Origin of the sequence: Maricaulis sp., assembly GCF_048269565.1 — a bacterium.
Taxonomy (GTDB): Bacteria; Pseudomonadota; Alphaproteobacteria; order Caulobacterales; family Maricaulaceae; genus Maricaulis.
This window is the reverse complement of sequence record NZ_JBLXIK010000005.1, coordinates 35,236-49,316: the sequence shown is the minus strand read 5'-3', so window position 1 is coordinate 49,316 and position 14,081 is coordinate 35,236. Positions and strand designations below refer to the sequence as shown.

Genomic DNA, 14,081 nt, shown 5'->3' with positions numbered 1-14,081 from the left:
CTCGAGAGGGGAGCCTGTAGCTCAGCTGGTAGAGCAACTGACTTTTAATCAGTAGGTCCCGGGTTCGAGCCCCGGCGGGCTCACCATTCCTTTTTTCTTTCAGTCCACGCGCACTGCACCGCTCCGCTCGTCGGCATGAGCGCCTTGGGCCTTCAGCGCTTCGGCGAGGAAATCGAACACGCGGCGTACGCGGCGGCTGGTCTTGAGTTCGGAATGGGCGGTGAGCCAGATCGGCAGTGAGGGCAGGGGGATGTCGGTCTCGATGCGTTGCACGCGCGGTTCGGCGAGACCGATCTCGAGCTGGTTGAAACCGATGCCGAAGCCGGCCACCACCATGCGCCAGCACACCACCTGGCTGTCGCAGCGAAAGCCGAAGAAATGGCGGTCGACCGGGCGGCCCAGCGCCGCGAACTCGCGCAGGATGAGATCGCTGCGGTCATAACCGATCATCACATGATCGCCGATATCGTCCAGGCCGGTCGGGACACCGTGGCGGGCGACATAATCGCGGGCGGCGAACATGGCGAGTTGCAGATCGCCGACCTTGCGGGTGAACACATCGGCCTGGGTTGGCCGGTACATGCGGATGGCGATATCGGCCTCGCGCTGCAGCAGGTTTTCGCTGCGGTCGGAGGCCACGAGTTCGATCTCGATCTCCGGCTCGGCCCGGTGCAGGGCGGTCAGGATGTCAGGCAGGATATAGGTCGAGACGATTTCGCTCGCCGTGATGCGGATCGTGCCGCCAATATGCTCGCTGCGGCCGCTGGCGGTCAGGGAAAGCCGGTTGGCCGCCGCCGACATCGAGCGCGCATGCTCGATCAGATCGCCACCGGTCGGCGTTAGCGTCAGCCCGTGCGCGGCGCGGTCGAACAGGCGCACGCCGAGCTGTTCCTCCAGCGCCGCGATATGCCGGCCCATCGTCGGCTGGCTGCCGCCGGTGGCGCGGGCGGCGGCGGAGAGCGTGCCGTGCTCGGCCACGGCGAGGAAGGTCTGCAGATGGGACCAGTCGAAATCGCGCGTCATCGTGTATCCAAAAATGATTGGCAAATAGCCAAAAATGTAAATTGTTCAATCAAAATTGAATGACGATAACCCGTCTGTCAATTCGAAACCGAAACCAGCAGAGGTCTTCCATGTCAGGACAAGCCATCATTCTCGGGGCCAGGGGCCGCTTTGGCCGTGCCGCCGTCACCGCCTTTCTCGCAGCGGGCTGGTCGGTGCGGGCATTGGCGCGCGACTGGACCGGGGCTGCGCCGGCCGGTGGCGAGACGCGTGTTACGGGCGATGCCTTCTCCGCCGCCAGCCTGGGTGCCGCGGCCGCCGGTTGTGATGTGATCGTCAATGCGGTCAATCCGCCCTATCCGAAATGGTCACGCGATCTGCCGCGTATCACCAGGGCCGTGATCGCCGCCGCGAAACAGACCGGCGCGACGGTCATGCTGCCGGGCAATGTCTATAATTTCGGGCGCAATATGCCGTCCCGTCTGGATGCCGCGACGCCGCAGCGCGCGCGGCACCGCAAGGGAGGGCTGCGCGTCGAGATGGAACGGGCCTATGCCGGTGCCGCGGCCGACGGCGTCCAGACCGTCATCCTGCGTGGCGGCGATTTCTTTGAGGGCGTGAAATCCGGCAACTGGTTCGAGGACCATATCACCGCGAATATCGCGCGCGGCCAGGTGATGTATCCCGGACCGCTCGACCGGGTTCACGCCTGGGCCTTCCTGCCCGATATGGCGCGGGCCATGGCGGCGCTGGCCGGGCAACGCGCTGCGCTCCCAAGCTTCGAGACTATCGGCTTTGCCGGCTATGCATTGACCGGTCGCGAGCTGGTGGATGCGCTTGAGGGCGTGGCCGGACGCCGGCTGAAAATCACCGGCATGCCCTGGACGTTCCTGCGCCTGCTGGGCCTGGTCAACGCCCAGATGCGCGAGGTCTGCGAGATGGAATATCTGTGGCATGTGCCACACGCGATTGACGGCGCACGGCTGGCGCAACTCCTGCCGGACTTCCAGCCGACGCCACTGGCGCAGGCGCTGGCTATCGGGATTGGCCGGGCGCGCTGAACTACCGCTCCGCCAGCCCCGCCTCGGCCAGCGCGACCAGCAGGGCGATCTGGATCGCCTCGTGGGACTGTTCGTCCTGCCAGCTTTCATTGGGTGCGTGGGCATTGCGGGAAATGCCGCCGCGGCTCAGCGTGACCGCCGGGACGCCGCGCGAGATCGCGATATTGGCGTCGGTGGAGGAGGCGGCCAGTTCGGGGTCGAGGCCGAGGGCGCGCATCGCGGCCATGGCGTTTTGCACCAGCGGCGCGGAGAGATCGCCTTCGCCCGGTGGCCGGTTGCCGACGGCATCGAGTTCGACCGTCATCGCCTCGCCCTGGCGGCGGCGTGCATTGGCAGCCTCGAGCGCCGCATCGACCGCGCCAAGAAAGGCTTCGTGCAATGCGGCGAGCTTGGGCGGATTGGCCGAGCGCATATCGACTTCCATCCAGCTTTCGAACGGAATCGAATTGACCGAGGTGCCGCCACCGACACGGCCGAAGGAGAAGGTCGCCTTGGGCCCGGATTCGGTGATCGGTGTCGCCGCTTCGGTGAAGCGCAGGATCGCCTCGGCCAGCGCCTGGTGCGGCTGGGCGCGACCGAAGGCGCCATAGGAATGCCCGCCCGGTCCGCGGAAGGTGACGCGGTAGCGGATCGAGCCGACGGCGGTGACGACCAGCCGCGCCGCCTCTCCGCCATCAATGGCAATGAAACTGTCAAACGGCGAGGCCCCGTTGGCGTAGAGGTGGCGCACGCCGCGCAGATCGCCGAGGCCTTCCTCGCCGACCGAGGCGATGAAGACGAGATCATCGCGGGTCTCGATCCCGGCCTGTTGCATCGCATCGATCAGGCTGAGCAGGACCACCAGTCCGCGCGAATTATCGCCAATCCCCGGCGCGGTGAACAGGTCCCCCTCGCGGTGAACGGTGACGTCGGTGCCCTCCGGAAACACGGTGTCGAGATGGGCGACGATGGCGATGCGGCGCGCCTCGCTGCCGGCGGTGCCGGGGCGGCGGCCGATGACATTGCCGACGGCGTCGATGCTGACATCATCCAGCCCGAGCGCGCGCATGCGGGCCGCCATTTCTGTGCCGCGTGCCTGCTCTGCGAAGGGCGGGGCGGGGATTTCGGTCAGTTCGACCAGGCGCTCATTATTGAGCGTGCGCATCGCCTCGATCTCACTGAACGCGGCCTGCACCCGCGCGTCGGCCATAAGGCCTGTGATGCGGCCATCATCGGCAGGCCGCGCGGATGCGGCCGGTTCAGCCATTGCCGGCTGCGGCGCCGGCCAGCTGGTGCTCGCACAACCGCCCAGCAGGGCGAGGCCCGCGAGGCTGGCGATCATCATTTTCGCGCGCATGTTCACTCCTGATGTAGCTCGATTTGGCGGTGACTATAGGCGGATCGGCTCCGCCGGCCAGCCCCGGGCCGGCACAGCTAGGCGCCCAGCCAGACCGACACGCCGAGCAGGAGACAGGCGATGACGATGAAGCCGGCCCAGAGCGGCGCGATGAATTTGGCCCAGTCGAGCCAGTCGATGCGGCCGGCGGCGAGATAGGCGAGCAATGTGCCCGAGGTCGGGGTCAGCATATTGGTGATGCCATTGCCGAACAGGAAGGCGATGACGGTGGTTTGCGGCCCGACATCGGCCAGCTGCGCCAGGGGCGCCAGGATTGGCATGGTGACGGCGGCCTGGCCGGAGGTCGAGGGGATCAGGAAATCGAGCACCAGCTGCGAGCCGAACATCGAGATCGCGGTGACATAGGACCCGTGTTCGCCGACGGCGCCATTGAGGGCGTGGACAATCGTGTCGAGGATGCGGCCATCCTCCAGCACCACGGTGACCGCCATGGCGACCCCGATCAGGGCGCTGGCGAGCAGGACTTTCTTCATGCCCGAAATGAAGGCGTCGGCGCTTTCATTGGGCGTGAGGCCGCTGGCGAATGCGAGGGCGAGGCTCATGGCGATATAGCAGGCCGAAAGCTCGTGATGCGACCATTCCCAGCGCGTCGATCCGGTCAGGATAATGCCGATGCCGATCACCAGGATCGCCAGCATCGCGCCTTCACGCCAGGTCATGTCGGGCACGGGATGGTCGGTGATGGTGATGGCTTCGCCCTTGTTCATGCCGCGCACGCGGTAGAGCAGAAAGCCGATCCCGGCCGCCAGAAACACCGCATAGAAGGCGAGGCGTAATCCGGCGCCGGAAAAGATCGGCACCCCGACCAGCGGCTGGGCGATGGTCAGCGGGATCGGATTGGTGACCGAGGCGAGATAGCCGACCTTGACCGCGATGGTGACGATGGCGAAGCCGATGATCGGCGACAGGCCGATGCGCGTCGCCAACGCTGTCATCACAGGGATGACGATCAGGTATTCCGAGGCAAGGCCCAAAAAGGCGCTGCCGGCCGAGAAGATCGTCATCAGGGCGGCGACCAGCACCATGACATTGCCCTTCACGGCGTGCAGCAGCCGGTTGATGCCATTCTCGACCACGCCGGCGCGGTCGAGAATACCGAACAGGCCGCCAATGATCAGCACCATGAAGATCAGATTGGCGGCGCGCTGCAGGCCTTCGGGAATCGCGCGCAGGGTTTCGGTCAGGCTGACCGGCGTCGCCATACCCTCGCGCGCCTCGACCGGCAGGAAGACCCCGGTCAGCGACCCGTCCTTGCCCATTGGCGCATAGCTGTCAGGCACGATCAGACGTCCGGCACGCTCATAGCTGCCGGAACCGACCAGCCAGGTCATCAGTGTCGCCAGCAGCAATATCCCCAGCAGGATGATGACCGGGTTCATCGGACGGGCCGGTTTGGTGGTGCTTGTCATCGGGTCTGTCCTGGCTGGGTGCGCGCGCGCAGGTCGTTGGCGATGGCCCGGGCGAGGCCTGTGAGATTGCGTTGCAGGGCGTCAAATCCGGGGGATGGCTCGAAACGGGCCTCATCCATGTAGAGGGCGCGGTTGATCTCGATCTGCAGGCTGTGGCGCCCGCGGGCAGGATGGCCATGGCGTCGCACAATATCGCCGCCCTTATAGGGCTGGTTGCGCGCGACCGAATAACCGCAGGCGCGCAATTCGCGCTCGACCAGATCGGTGAAGTCCGCCGCTGCACTGGTCCCGTCGAGATCGCCGAGCACCATGTCGGGCCGCGCCTGGCCGAGATCGATATTCATCGCATTGGGCTGGGACTTCATCGAATGGGCATTGATATGCCAGACCCCTCCGAAGCGGGCGTGCAGGGCATCAAGCCGGTCGGCGAGGGCGCAGTGATAGGGCGTGTAGAGCGTGTCGATCCGCCGGTGGATCTCCTGCGGCGTCAGCGGGCCGGCATACATCGGCAGGCCGGGTAGGATCAGCTTGCGGATCAGCCCCATCCCGCGCGCGCTATAGCGTGTCGGTGCCAGCTTGCCCCAGGCGAGCGGCCATGCCCCGTCGACCATCTCCGGATCGATATCGTCGGCGGCCCGATTGGGGTCGATCACGATGCGCGGGAACTCCGCCTCGAGCAGGCTGGCGCCGGCCTCGACCGCGCCGCGCCACAGGTCGGGAATGAAGGCGTCCCAGGCGGTGAGCTGCTGCTCTCGCGTCGCCAGTGTCTCGAAGCCGGGCGGCAGGGCCGTGCCGCTATGCGGCGAATCCAGCACCAGCGGAACCGCCGTGTCCCCGTCCGGCAGGGAGAGGCGGAACGCGGGCGCGGTTGCAGGATCGGGTGTGGCCACGAAATACTCCGGACGCCGTGGATTCGGCGTCGGGATTCAGTGTTCCGGGAAATGCTGCGGCCTGACCAGAAAAATCTGTCGGGACGACGGGATTATCCGCTCTGACCCGCGCCGTCGGCACGCTGGCCGTCAGCATCGATGATGATCTCGCCATCCTCCTTGGTGAAGGGGCCTTGCGGCCAGTTGTCGAGCAGGTCGAGCACGGCCTCGCTGGGGCGGCAGAGCCGGACGCCCTTGCCGGTGCAGACGATGGGGCGATTGACCAGAACCGGGTGCTCGAGCATGGCGTCGAGGATGCGCGCCTCGCTGACGCCGGGCTCGAGCAGGCCGAGCTCGGCGGCGGGCGACTTGGTTTCGCGCAGCGCGGTGCGCGGGGTCAGGCCGGCGGCGGCGAACAGGCCGAGCAATTGCGGCCGGGTCCAGCCCTCGGTCAGATACTCGACCACCACCGGCGCATAGCCGGCCGCCTCGATCGTCTGCAGCACATTGCGCGAGGTGGCGCAGGCGGGGTTGTGGTGGACGACGATCATGGATTGGCCCCGGGGAAGCGGGCGCGCGTCGCATTGGCGATCGCGACCAGGGAGAGCATCACCGGCACCTCGACCAGCACGCCGACCACGGTCGCCAGCGCCGCGCCGGAATTCAATCCGAACAGGCTGATCGAGACGGCGACCGCGAGCTCGAAGAAATTCGAGGTCGAGATCATGGCGCAGGGCGCGGCGACCGCATGCGGCAGTTTCCAGGCCCAGGCGGCGCCATAGGCGAGCGCGAAGATGGCGTAGGATTGCAGGATGATCGGCACCGCGATCAGGGCGATGATCAGCGGCCGTGCCAGGATGACCTGACCCTGAAAGCCGAACAGCAGAACCACGGTGGCCAGCAGCGCGATCATCGAGACCGGTTTGATGCGGTCGGTGAAGGCGGTGATCGCCGCTTCGCCGCCGCGGCGGATCAGGATGCGCCGGGTGAGCATTCCGGCGATCAGCGGAATGACGACATAGAGCCCGACCGAGATCAGCAGGGTCTCCCACGGCACGGCAATATCGGTCACGCCGAGCAGCAGCGCCACGATCGGCGCGAAGGCGAAGACCATGATGGTGTCATTGACGCTGACCTGGACCAGTGTGTAGGCGGCATCGCCGCGCGTCAGCTGTGACCAGACAAACACCATGGCGGTGCAGGGTGCGGCGCCGAGCAGGATCAGGCCGGCGAGATAGCCCTGCGCATCGGCGGGGGGGATCAGTCCGGCGAAGACGTGTTTGAAAAACAGGACGCCGAGGGCGGCCATGGTGAAGGGCTTGATCAGCCAGTTGACCACCAGGGTGATGATCAGGCCCTTGGGTTGTTTGCCGACTTCTTTCACACTGGCCAGATCAATCCCGATCATCATCGGCCAGACCATGGCCCAGATCAGCAGCGCAACCGGCAGGTTGACGTGCGCGATTTCGAGCGCGGCCAGGGCGCCCAGAAGGTCGGGCGCCAGCTGGCCGAGGGCGATCCCGACGATGATTGCAAGCGCAACCCAGCCGGAGAGATAGCGTTCGAACGTGCCCATCAGCAGCAGGCGCCGTCGCGCTTGACCGTCGGGGTGCAGCAGGCTTGCGCTTCGCTGCCGGCCCGGGCGGAGGGCGGCAAATCGGCGCCGGCAGCGGCGCCGCCATAGGTGACCGCTTCGCCGGTGGTGTGAAACACCTCCCAGGCGATGCCGCTGGGATCATTGACCCAGCTCTTTTCGGACTTGGCGTAGCAGCAGGTCGTTTCGCCCTCTTCAAGCACGGCGGCGTCGGCGCTGGCGAGGCGTTGATAGACCTCGGCCAGTTCCGCGCCGTCTTCGGCCTGGATGCCGAGATGTTCGATCCCGGTCTTGGCGCCGCGGGCGCTGATGGCGAAATTGACGCGTGGATCCTCGAGCATCCATTTGGCGTAGTCGGATTTTTCGACGCTCGGTTCGCTGGCAAACAGGGTCGAGTAGAATTTGATCGAGCCGGGCAGATCGTCGACGGCGACGTGGATGTGCAGGCGTTTCATGAGCAGGCTCCTTTGGATGAGGGGGTGCAGGCGATGCGCTGGGCTGCGTCCATCACCGGCGTGCAGACGCCGGCATCGCCCTGGCAGCAATCCTCGACCAGATAGACGAGCAGATCGCCCATCTGTTCGAAGGCGGCGGTATAGATGATCGAGCGGCCCTCGCGGCGGCTGTCGACCAGGCCGGCATTGGCCAGCACGGTCAGCTGCGCCGAGAGCGTATTGGGGGCGATGTCGAGCTGGCGCGCGATCTCGCCGGCGGCAAGGCCGGTCTTGCCGGCCCGAACCAGCAGGCGGAAGACCGACAGGCGGTTGGCCTGGGCCAGGGCGGAGAGACGAAGGACTGCGAGTGATGTTTCCATAATTCAACGATTATAGAAATAATATCCGCCGTCAAGCCGGATTTTCACGCGGCTCAGCGCCGGCCCATATTCCACAACACCGCGATGAAGACGCCTTTCACCCGCGGCAGCGCCAGCAATACGATGCCGATGGCGCCGAGCAGCATCAGCGGCAGGGTCAGCCAGATCGGTGCCCCGCTCATCGAGACCATGAAGGCAATCGGCACCAGAAACGGCCCGAGGCCGAGAATCGTCCAGGCGGCGGGACCATCCTCGGCGCGGATCAGCCCGATCGGTTCGCCGCAGACCTCACACACCTCGACCGGTTTGAGATAGCGCGCATAGAGCTTGCCCTTGCCGCAGGCCGGACAGCGCAGGTTGAAGGCGCGCCAGACCGGCAGGAGCTTATTCATGATGCCCGTCGATCCAGCTGCGCGCCGCGGCCATCGCCGGTTCCAGCGCCGGCTCATAGCTCGCCAGCGGCGCGGTAATCTCCAGCGCCGTCAGCTTTTGCTGCACGACTGTCGAGGCGCCCGATATGATCACCGGCAGGCCGCGTTGCCGGGCCCGTTGCGCCAGGCCGAGGATCATGTTCGCCGCAGTGGAGTCGACGAAGGGCACGGCGGCAAAATCGATGATCAGGACGCGATGGGTGTCGGCGATTCGCTCCAGCACCGAGCCGATCGAGGCGGCGGCGCCGAAGAAGAAGGCACCGCTGATGCGGTAGACCAGGATGTCGGCATCCTGCTCGGTCGGCCCGGCCTTGGCGTCGGCCGGCGCGGTGACACGGTCGGGCCGGTCCTCGTCGACAAAGGGCGTCAGGCTCTCGATTGCGGTGGTCTGCGACATGCGGTGGATGAAGACGACCGAGCCGATGGCGAAGCCGACGATGATGGCTTCCGTCAGATCGCGGAAAATCGTCAGGCCGAAGGTTGCCAGCAGGATCACCGCATCGGCGCGCGAGGCGCGCAGCAGGATCATGAAAGCGTGTTTCTCGACCATGTTCCACGCCACCAGGGCCAGCACCCCGGCCAGGCAGGCGAGCGGGATGAAGCTGGCCAGCGGGGCCGCAATCAGGATGAAGAGCAGCAGAAAGCCGGCATGCATCATGCCGGCGACGGGGCCGTGGGCCCCGGCGCGGACATTGGTCGCGGTGCGCGCAATCGTGCCGGTCACGCAGATGCCGCCAAACAGGGACGAGCCGATATTGGCGACGCCCTGGGCGACGAGCTCGCTATTGGAGCGGTGATGCCGCCCGGTCATGCCATCGGCGACCACAGCCGAGAGCAGGGATTCAATCGAACCCAGCAGCGCAAAGGCGAAGGCGCTCGGCAAAAGCGCCATCAGGCGCGGGCCGGAGATATCGGGCAGGGAAGGCCAGGGCAGGCTGGACGGAATACCGCCAAAGCGCGAGCCGATGGTCTCCAGCGGCAGCGAGAAGGCGGCGGTGGCGCCGGCGGCGAGCGCGACAGCGATCAGCATGCCCGGCCAGTGTGGTCTGACATGACGGATGCCGATGATCACCAGCACCGTCGCCGCCGAGACCGCTATGGTCAGTGCATCGGTCGTCGGCAGGGCCTGCCAGAGCACCGGCAGTTTTTCCAGCAGCGGGCCCGGTTCGGGCACGGCGAGTTGCAGGCCGAGCAATTCCTTGACCTGGCTGGCGAAAATGATCACCGCGATGCCGGCGGTGAAACCGACCGTGACCGGGTAGGGGATAAATTTGATATAGGTGCCGAGCTTGAAGAAGCCGATCGCCATCAGGATGGCGCCCGACATCAGCGTCGCCAGGATCAGCCCGTCCATGCCGAAGGTCTGGGCTGTTGTTGCCATCAGCACGATGAAGGCCCCGGCCGGACCACCGATCTGGAACCGGCTGCCGCCGAGCAGGGAAACGAAGAAACCGCCGATGATTGCCGTGATGATGCCCTGGGCCGGCGAGGCGCCGGCGGCAATCGCGATTGCCATCGACAGCGGCAGGGCGACAATCGCCACCGTGAGACCGGCGACGGCATCGCTGCGCAAATGCGCCAGGGTATAGCCCTCGCGCAGCACGGTGATCAGCTTGGGCAGGAAGAGTTCGCCGAGGACAGGCGGTTCCTGACTTGCGGCTTTGCGGGTCTGCTTCTGGGTCGTCTGGGTCATGTCCACCTGCCTTCAAGAGGGGCGGGATCGTCGGCATCAGTCGGCGGTCGCCGTCGCGAAAGAAAATTCAGTCTGCTGTTGAGATCTCATCGGTCGCCGCATCGGGCGGTGCCTTCAGGCGCACGCCGCGCCCTGTCCCCTGGCTGGGCGCATGATCGCCGATCAACTCGACGCCGAGGCCTTCAAGCGCCTCGACCACACGCACCAGCGATCCGACCACGCCGCGCACATTGCCATCGCTGGCTTCCATCCGCTGGATCGTCGGGACCGAGACGCCGGCCCTGGCCGCCAGTGTCTTCTGGTCGATTCCGAGCAGGGCGCGCGCCGCGCGCATCTGGGCCGAGGTGATCATGATCGCGTTTTCCGTTTGCGATTCGAGCATACGCATTAATGATGATATATGAAACATCATTATTGCTGCTTGAGCTGCGATTTTCTGCCGCAGCCTCCTGCCCACTTGTACAAACCGCCGGTCTCGCCCAAGCTGGCCGGAATATTCAGGTTTTTCAGGCCAATGGGGGAAATCATGTCCAGTTCTGACCGCTTCGCAAACTGTCTGCCTGCGGGCTCGCTTTTGCTCGCATCCGCATTGCTCGTGTCCTGTGGCGGCGAGGAGGCCCCTGCGGCCCCGGACGCCGCCGCACCGGCCGAGATGGCCGCACCGGCCGAGATGGCCGCACCGGCCACCGAAGTGGACAGCCAGATGGCGAGCGAGCCGTCAGCTGCCACTGAGCCCGACCCGGCCGAGCCCGCTGCCACCGAGCCTGCCGCGGCCGTGCCTGGCAAGGGGCCTGCTCCATCTGCGTCGGTCGCCGCGCCTGCCTATGTCGGCACCTGGGGCGTCGATCTGGCGCAATGCGCCGTCGGACAGGAATACGAGCAACCGCCGATGATCCTGCGCGCCGACGGCTATGACCAGCATGAGGCCCATTGCGAGTTCGACAGCGTCACCGAGACCGGCCCGTCACAATGGCGTGTCACCGGCCTGTGCAGCGTCGAGGGCGATGAGCAACCGATCGACTACAATCTCGCGGTGATCGATGGCAATCTGGTCCACTGGGCCGATGGCGGCCGCAAGGACGCCTGGACGCTGGTGCGCTGTCCGGAGTAGCGGCGCCCCGTATCGATCCGTGCCGTCCTGATCGCTATTGCGTGAAGCCGATTCACCGCTAGGGTTGCAATGGCAATGGGGAAACCGGTCTTGGCGTGCAGATTGAAACTCGCAGGCAGGTCCGCACCTGCCCGCCGCATCGCTGGCGGCGGGGCTTGAACCCGTTCGCCCCGCTTCCTGTCCCGCTCGGCGCCGGCTTTGCCGGGCTGTTGGCGCTTTTGCTCGCCGGCAGTCTGGCCGCGATCATCCTGCCGCGCCTGCAGCAGGGCCGATGGAGCGACCTCGGTCCGCGCATGCGCAGCTGGTGGCTGATCTGCGGCGTGATCGGCGGTGCCCTCCTGGCCGGCTGGCAGGCCTTCACGATTGTCTTCGCCTTCGTCAGTTTCGTCGCCCTGCGGGAATTTCTCACCCTGGCGCCCACGCGGCGCGAGGACCGGCTGGTGGTGCTGGTGGTCTATGCCTCGATCCTGATCAGCTATTGGGCGATCTGGATCGACAATTACGCCTATTTCCTGGTGATCGTGCCGATCTATGTCTTCGTCGCCACGGCGGTGATGATGACCTTGCTCGGCCGGACCGACGGGTTTCTCGCGACGATCGGGGTGATGCACTGGGGCGTGATTGTCTGCGTCTACAATCTCGGCCATGTCGCCTTCCTGATGCGCACACCGGCGGCAGAGGTGCCGCAGGCGGGCGCAGCCGGTCTGGTCTTCTTCCTGATCTTCATCACCCAGTTCAATGATGTCGCCCAATACGTTTGGGGCAAGGCCTTCGGCCGTCACAAGATCATCCCCACCGTCAGCCCCAACAAGACCTGGGAAGGCGCGATCGGCGGCTTCGCGACAACGGCGATCGTGTTTGTCGTGCTGGCGCCCTTCTTCACGCCGCTGGCCTTCTGGCCGAGCGTGCTGATCGGGACGGTCCTGCCGGTGCTGGGCTTTTTCGGTGATATCACCATGTCGGCGATCAAGCGCGATCTCGGGGTCAAGGATACCAGCCTCTTCCTGCCGGGCCATGGCGGTGTCCTCGACCGGCTCGACAGTTTGATGTTCACCGCGCCCTGGTATTTCCACATGCTGGCGATCTTCGCCCTGGAGCGCTTCTAGATGCTGCAGCTGGTGCGCCGACTGATTCTGGTCCTGCTCGTGAAGCCCTTTGCCTGGCTGATCATAGGGTTTGATGTGCGAGGGGCGCGCAATCTGCCGACCCAGGGGCCGGCGATGATTGCGGCCAATCACAACAGCCATATCGACACGCTATTGCTGATCTGCCTGTTTCCCTCCGCCAGCCTGGCGGAAATCCGGCCGGTCGCGGCGGCCGATCATTTCCTCAAGACGCCATTCTCCAGCTGGTTCTACCAGCGCGTCGTCGGCATTCTGCCCATCACCCGCACGGGCGCCGGCCGCAGCGATGTCCTGGCGGGCTGCAAGGCGGCGCTGGCGCGCGGCGAGATATTGCTGATCTTCCCGGAGGGCACGCGCGGCAAGGCCGAGGAGATGGGGGATTTCAAGGCCGGCATTGCCCGCCTCGCCGAGGAATTTCCCAAAGCTCCCATCACCCCGGTCTATCTTCAGGGCGCCGGGCGGGTGCTGCCGCGCGGCGCGCGTATTCTCGTGCCCTTCAATTGCAGCGCCATTATCGGTGCGCCCTTCACCTGGTCGGGCAACCGGGCCGCTTTCATGGACCAGCTCAAGACGACGATCGAAACCCTGCGCAAGGATGCGCCGCCGCTGCGCTGGCTGTGAGTGCGCCGCGACGCCGCATCGAATGGAGACTGCGATGATTTCCAATACCGTCACCCTGTTCCGGATGGGCCTGGTCCTGCCGCTTTTCATCCTGCTGGCGATGAGTGGTCCGGGCTGGATCGCGCTGGCGCTCTATCTCGGCTCGGGCCTGCTCGATGTCGTTGATGGCAAGATCGCGCGTGGGCTCGGCGAAAGCTCGGCTCTGGGCGCGATGCTCGACCTGGTCGCCGACCGGTTGCTCACCCTGGCCGCCGTCGCCGGTCTTCTGGTCCATGGCGATCTCGGCCTGCTCGCGGCCTGCGCCGCCGTCATCCTGGTTGCGCGCTGCAATATCGTCGCCTCCTTCGGTGAGGCCCTGGCTGCACGGGCGGCGCTGACAGCCTCGCCCCTGGAATCCGTCAAGATCATCGCCAGCTTTGCGGGGCTGGGCCTGGCGATGATGCCGCTGGCGCGGGTGCCCGGCACCCAGATCGCACTCGCCCCGGTCGCCGAAACCGTGATCGTGCTCGCCGCCGCGCTGACCCTGGTGACACTGATAGGCTATACCCGCCAGGCTGTGCGGGCGCTGGCGGGGTAGGGGCGTCCGCCTATCCCCACCATCCGAAAATTATCCCACGTCATCCCGGCGAAGGCCGGGACCTCGACATGGCAGGGTCGGAGCCCGGTCGTTCGAGGTCCTGACTGGCGTTCACCCCCGCGCAGGGGGGCGGGATGACGAAAATTGAGCCAACTTATCCCGGTGCAGAGGGACGTGTCCCTCTGGTACGCGTCCCACGGGAAAAGTGAGTCCTCCCCGGGACAGGCACCAGAGGTGCCAGTCCCTCGCTGCCGCTCACTTATCCCCCACCGCCGACAATTATCCCACGTCATCCCGGCGAAGGCCGGGACCTCGACATGGCAGGGTCGGAGCCCGGTCGTTCGAGGTCCTGACTGGCGTTCACCCCCGCGCAGGGGGG

Annotated in this window: 16 protein-coding genes and 1 tRNA gene; 6 read left to right on the top strand and 11 right to left on the bottom strand. The window is 65.9% G+C overall.

Going from position 1 to position 14,081, the window contains the following annotated elements:
- Nucleotides 1-10 precede the first annotated feature (10 nt).
- Nucleotides 11-86 (top strand) — tRNA-Lys (locus tag ACN0YL_RS10780).
- A 13-nt stretch (nt 87-99) separates the two neighbouring features.
- Here the strand turns inward: ACN0YL_RS10780 and ACN0YL_RS10775 are convergent.
- The gene (locus tag ACN0YL_RS10775; protein ID WP_417491529.1) at nt 100-1,023 is read right to left on the bottom strand and encodes a LysR family transcriptional regulator; all 924 of its coding nucleotides are present in this window, start codon (nt 1,021-1,023) and stop codon (nt 100-102) included.
- A gap of 110 nt (nt 1,024-1,133) precedes the next feature.
- On the opposite strand from ACN0YL_RS10775, the gene ACN0YL_RS10770 reads away from it, so the two are divergent.
- Complete coding sequence (locus ACN0YL_RS10770) at nt 1,134-2,063, top strand: NAD(P)H-binding protein (protein WP_417497974.1); 930 nt, start codon at nt 1,134-1,136, stop codon at nt 2,061-2,063.
- Between the two features lies 1 nt (nt 2,064).
- On the opposite strand, the gene ACN0YL_RS10765 is transcribed toward ACN0YL_RS10770, so the two are convergent.
- The 10 genes from ACN0YL_RS10765 to ACN0YL_RS10720 all read right to left on the bottom strand — a co-directional run bounded on the left by ACN0YL_RS10765 (nt 2,065) and on the right by ACN0YL_RS10720 (nt 10,621).
- A complete protein-coding gene (locus ACN0YL_RS10765; RefSeq protein ID WP_417497973.1) occupies nt 2,065-3,399 on the bottom strand; it encodes a M20/M25/M40 family metallo-hydrolase in 1,335 nt (444 codons plus the stop codon).
- Between the two features lie 77 nt (nt 3,400-3,476).
- The gene (locus ACN0YL_RS10760) at nt 3,477-4,868 is read right to left on the bottom strand and encodes a YfcC family protein (RefSeq protein WP_417497972.1); all 1,392 of its coding nucleotides are present in this window, start codon (nt 4,866-4,868) and stop codon (nt 3,477-3,479) included.
- Nucleotides 4,865-5,758 carry an N-formylglutamate amidohydrolase gene (locus tag ACN0YL_RS10755; protein ID WP_417497971.1) on the bottom strand — a complete coding sequence of 298 codons (894 nt, stop codon included), beginning with the start codon at nt 5,756-5,758 and terminating at the stop codon, nt 4,865-4,867. Before ACN0YL_RS10755 ends, ACN0YL_RS10760 begins: the two co-directional genes overlap by 4 nt.
- Nucleotides 5,759-5,850: 92 nt before the next feature.
- The gene (gene arsC, locus ACN0YL_RS10750) at nt 5,851-6,288 is read right to left on the bottom strand and encodes an arsenate reductase (glutaredoxin) (RefSeq protein ID WP_417497970.1); all 438 of its coding nucleotides are present in this window, start codon (nt 6,286-6,288) and stop codon (nt 5,851-5,853) included.
- The gene (gene arsB / locus ACN0YL_RS10745) at nt 6,285-7,313 is read right to left on the bottom strand and encodes an ACR3 family arsenite efflux transporter (RefSeq protein ID WP_417497969.1); all 1,029 of its coding nucleotides are present in this window, start codon (nt 7,311-7,313) and stop codon (nt 6,285-6,287) included. The genes arsC and arsB overlap by 4 nt, the downstream gene beginning before the upstream one ends.
- Nucleotides 7,313-7,786 carry an ArsI/CadI family heavy metal resistance metalloenzyme gene (locus ACN0YL_RS10740; RefSeq protein ID WP_417469026.1) on the bottom strand — a complete coding sequence of 158 codons (474 nt, stop codon included), beginning with the start codon at nt 7,784-7,786 and terminating at the stop codon, nt 7,313-7,315. The genes arsB and ACN0YL_RS10740 overlap by 1 nt, the downstream gene beginning before the upstream one ends.
- Nucleotides 7,783-8,145, bottom strand: coding sequence for an ArsR/SmtB family transcription factor (locus tag ACN0YL_RS10735; RefSeq protein WP_417491537.1), 363 nt, complete (start codon nt 8,143-8,145; stop codon nt 7,783-7,785). The genes ACN0YL_RS10740 and ACN0YL_RS10735 overlap by 4 nt, the downstream gene beginning before the upstream one ends.
- A gap of 53 nt (nt 8,146-8,198) precedes the next feature.
- On the bottom strand, nt 8,199-8,537 hold the full coding sequence (locus ACN0YL_RS10730) for a DUF983 domain-containing protein (protein ID WP_417497968.1): 339 nt from the start codon (nt 8,535-8,537) through the stop codon (nt 8,199-8,201).
- A complete protein-coding gene (locus tag ACN0YL_RS10725) occupies nt 8,530-10,269 on the bottom strand; it encodes a SulP family inorganic anion transporter (protein WP_417497967.1) in 1,740 nt (579 codons plus the stop codon). Before ACN0YL_RS10725 ends, ACN0YL_RS10730 begins: the two co-directional genes overlap by 8 nt.
- 67 nt (nt 10,270-10,336) lie before the next feature.
- A complete protein-coding gene (locus ACN0YL_RS10720; RefSeq protein ID WP_417491587.1) occupies nt 10,337-10,621 on the bottom strand; it encodes a helix-turn-helix domain-containing protein in 285 nt (94 codons plus the stop codon).
- A 174-nt stretch (nt 10,622-10,795) separates the two neighbouring features.
- Here ACN0YL_RS10720 and ACN0YL_RS10715 point away from each other — a divergent pair, with 174 nt between their 5' ends.
- From ACN0YL_RS10715 to ACN0YL_RS10700, 4 genes are all read left to right on the top strand, one after another.
- Nucleotides 10,796-11,380 (top strand): hypothetical protein, encoded by a 585-nt coding sequence (locus ACN0YL_RS10715; RefSeq protein WP_417497966.1) that lies wholly within the window; start codon nt 10,796-10,798, stop codon nt 11,378-11,380.
- Between the two features lie 155 nt (nt 11,381-11,535).
- On the top strand, nt 11,536-12,486 hold the full coding sequence (locus ACN0YL_RS10710; protein WP_417497965.1) for a phosphatidate cytidylyltransferase: 951 nt from the start codon (nt 11,536-11,538) through the stop codon (nt 12,484-12,486).
- Entirely contained in the window at nt 12,487-13,125 is a 639-nt protein-coding gene (locus ACN0YL_RS10705) for a lysophospholipid acyltransferase family protein (RefSeq protein ID WP_417491542.1), read from the top strand. It begins immediately after the preceding gene.
- 34 nt (nt 13,126-13,159) lie between these two features.
- Nucleotides 13,160-13,702 carry a CDP-alcohol phosphatidyltransferase family protein gene (locus ACN0YL_RS10700; RefSeq protein WP_417491543.1) on the top strand — a complete coding sequence of 181 codons (543 nt, stop codon included), beginning with the start codon at nt 13,160-13,162 and terminating at the stop codon, nt 13,700-13,702.
- Nucleotides 13,703-14,081: the final 379 nt, after the last annotated feature.

Coding starts and splice junctions, on each gene's coding strand:
- ACN0YL_RS10725 (WP_417497967.1), bottom strand. CDS start 10,269: ATGACCCAGACGACCCAGAAGCAGACCCGCAAAGCCGCAAGTCAGGAA.
- ACN0YL_RS10720 (WP_417491587.1), bottom strand. CDS start 10,621: ATGATCACCTCGGCCCAGATGCGCGCGGCGCGCGCCCTGCTCGGAATC.
- arsC (WP_417497970.1), bottom strand. CDS start 6,288: ATGATCGTCGTCCACCACAACCCCGCCTGCGCCACCTCGCGCAATGTG.
- ACN0YL_RS10765 (WP_417497973.1), bottom strand. CDS start 3,399: ATGCGCGCGAAAATGATGATCGCCAGCCTCGCGGGCCTCGCCCTGCTG.
- ACN0YL_RS10760 (WP_417497972.1), bottom strand. CDS start 4,868: ATGACAAGCACCACCAAACCGGCCCGTCCGATGAACCCGGTCATCATC.
- ACN0YL_RS10715 (WP_417497966.1), top strand. CDS start 10,796: ATGTCCAGTTCTGACCGCTTCGCAAACTGTCTGCCTGCGGGCTCGCTT.
- ACN0YL_RS10740 (WP_417469026.1), bottom strand. CDS start 7,786: ATGAAACGCCTGCACATCCACGTCGCCGTCGACGATCTGCCCGGCTCG.
- ACN0YL_RS10705 (WP_417491542.1), top strand. CDS start 12,487: ATGCTGCAGCTGGTGCGCCGACTGATTCTGGTCCTGCTCGTGAAGCCC.
- ACN0YL_RS10775 (WP_417491529.1), bottom strand. CDS start 1,023: ATGACGCGCGATTTCGACTGGTCCCATCTGCAGACCTTCCTCGCCGTG.
- ACN0YL_RS10700 (WP_417491543.1), top strand. CDS start 13,160: ATGATTTCCAATACCGTCACCCTGTTCCGGATGGGCCTGGTCCTGCCG.
- ACN0YL_RS10770 (WP_417497974.1), top strand. CDS start 1,134: ATGTCAGGACAAGCCATCATTCTCGGGGCCAGGGGCCGCTTTGGCCGT.
- arsB (WP_417497969.1), bottom strand. CDS start 7,313: ATGGGCACGTTCGAACGCTATCTCTCCGGCTGGGTTGCGCTTGCAATC.
- ACN0YL_RS10735 (WP_417491537.1), bottom strand. CDS start 8,145: ATGGAAACATCACTCGCAGTCCTTCGTCTCTCCGCCCTGGCCCAGGCC.
- ACN0YL_RS10730 (WP_417497968.1), bottom strand. CDS start 8,537: ATGAATAAGCTCCTGCCGGTCTGGCGCGCCTTCAACCTGCGCTGTCCG.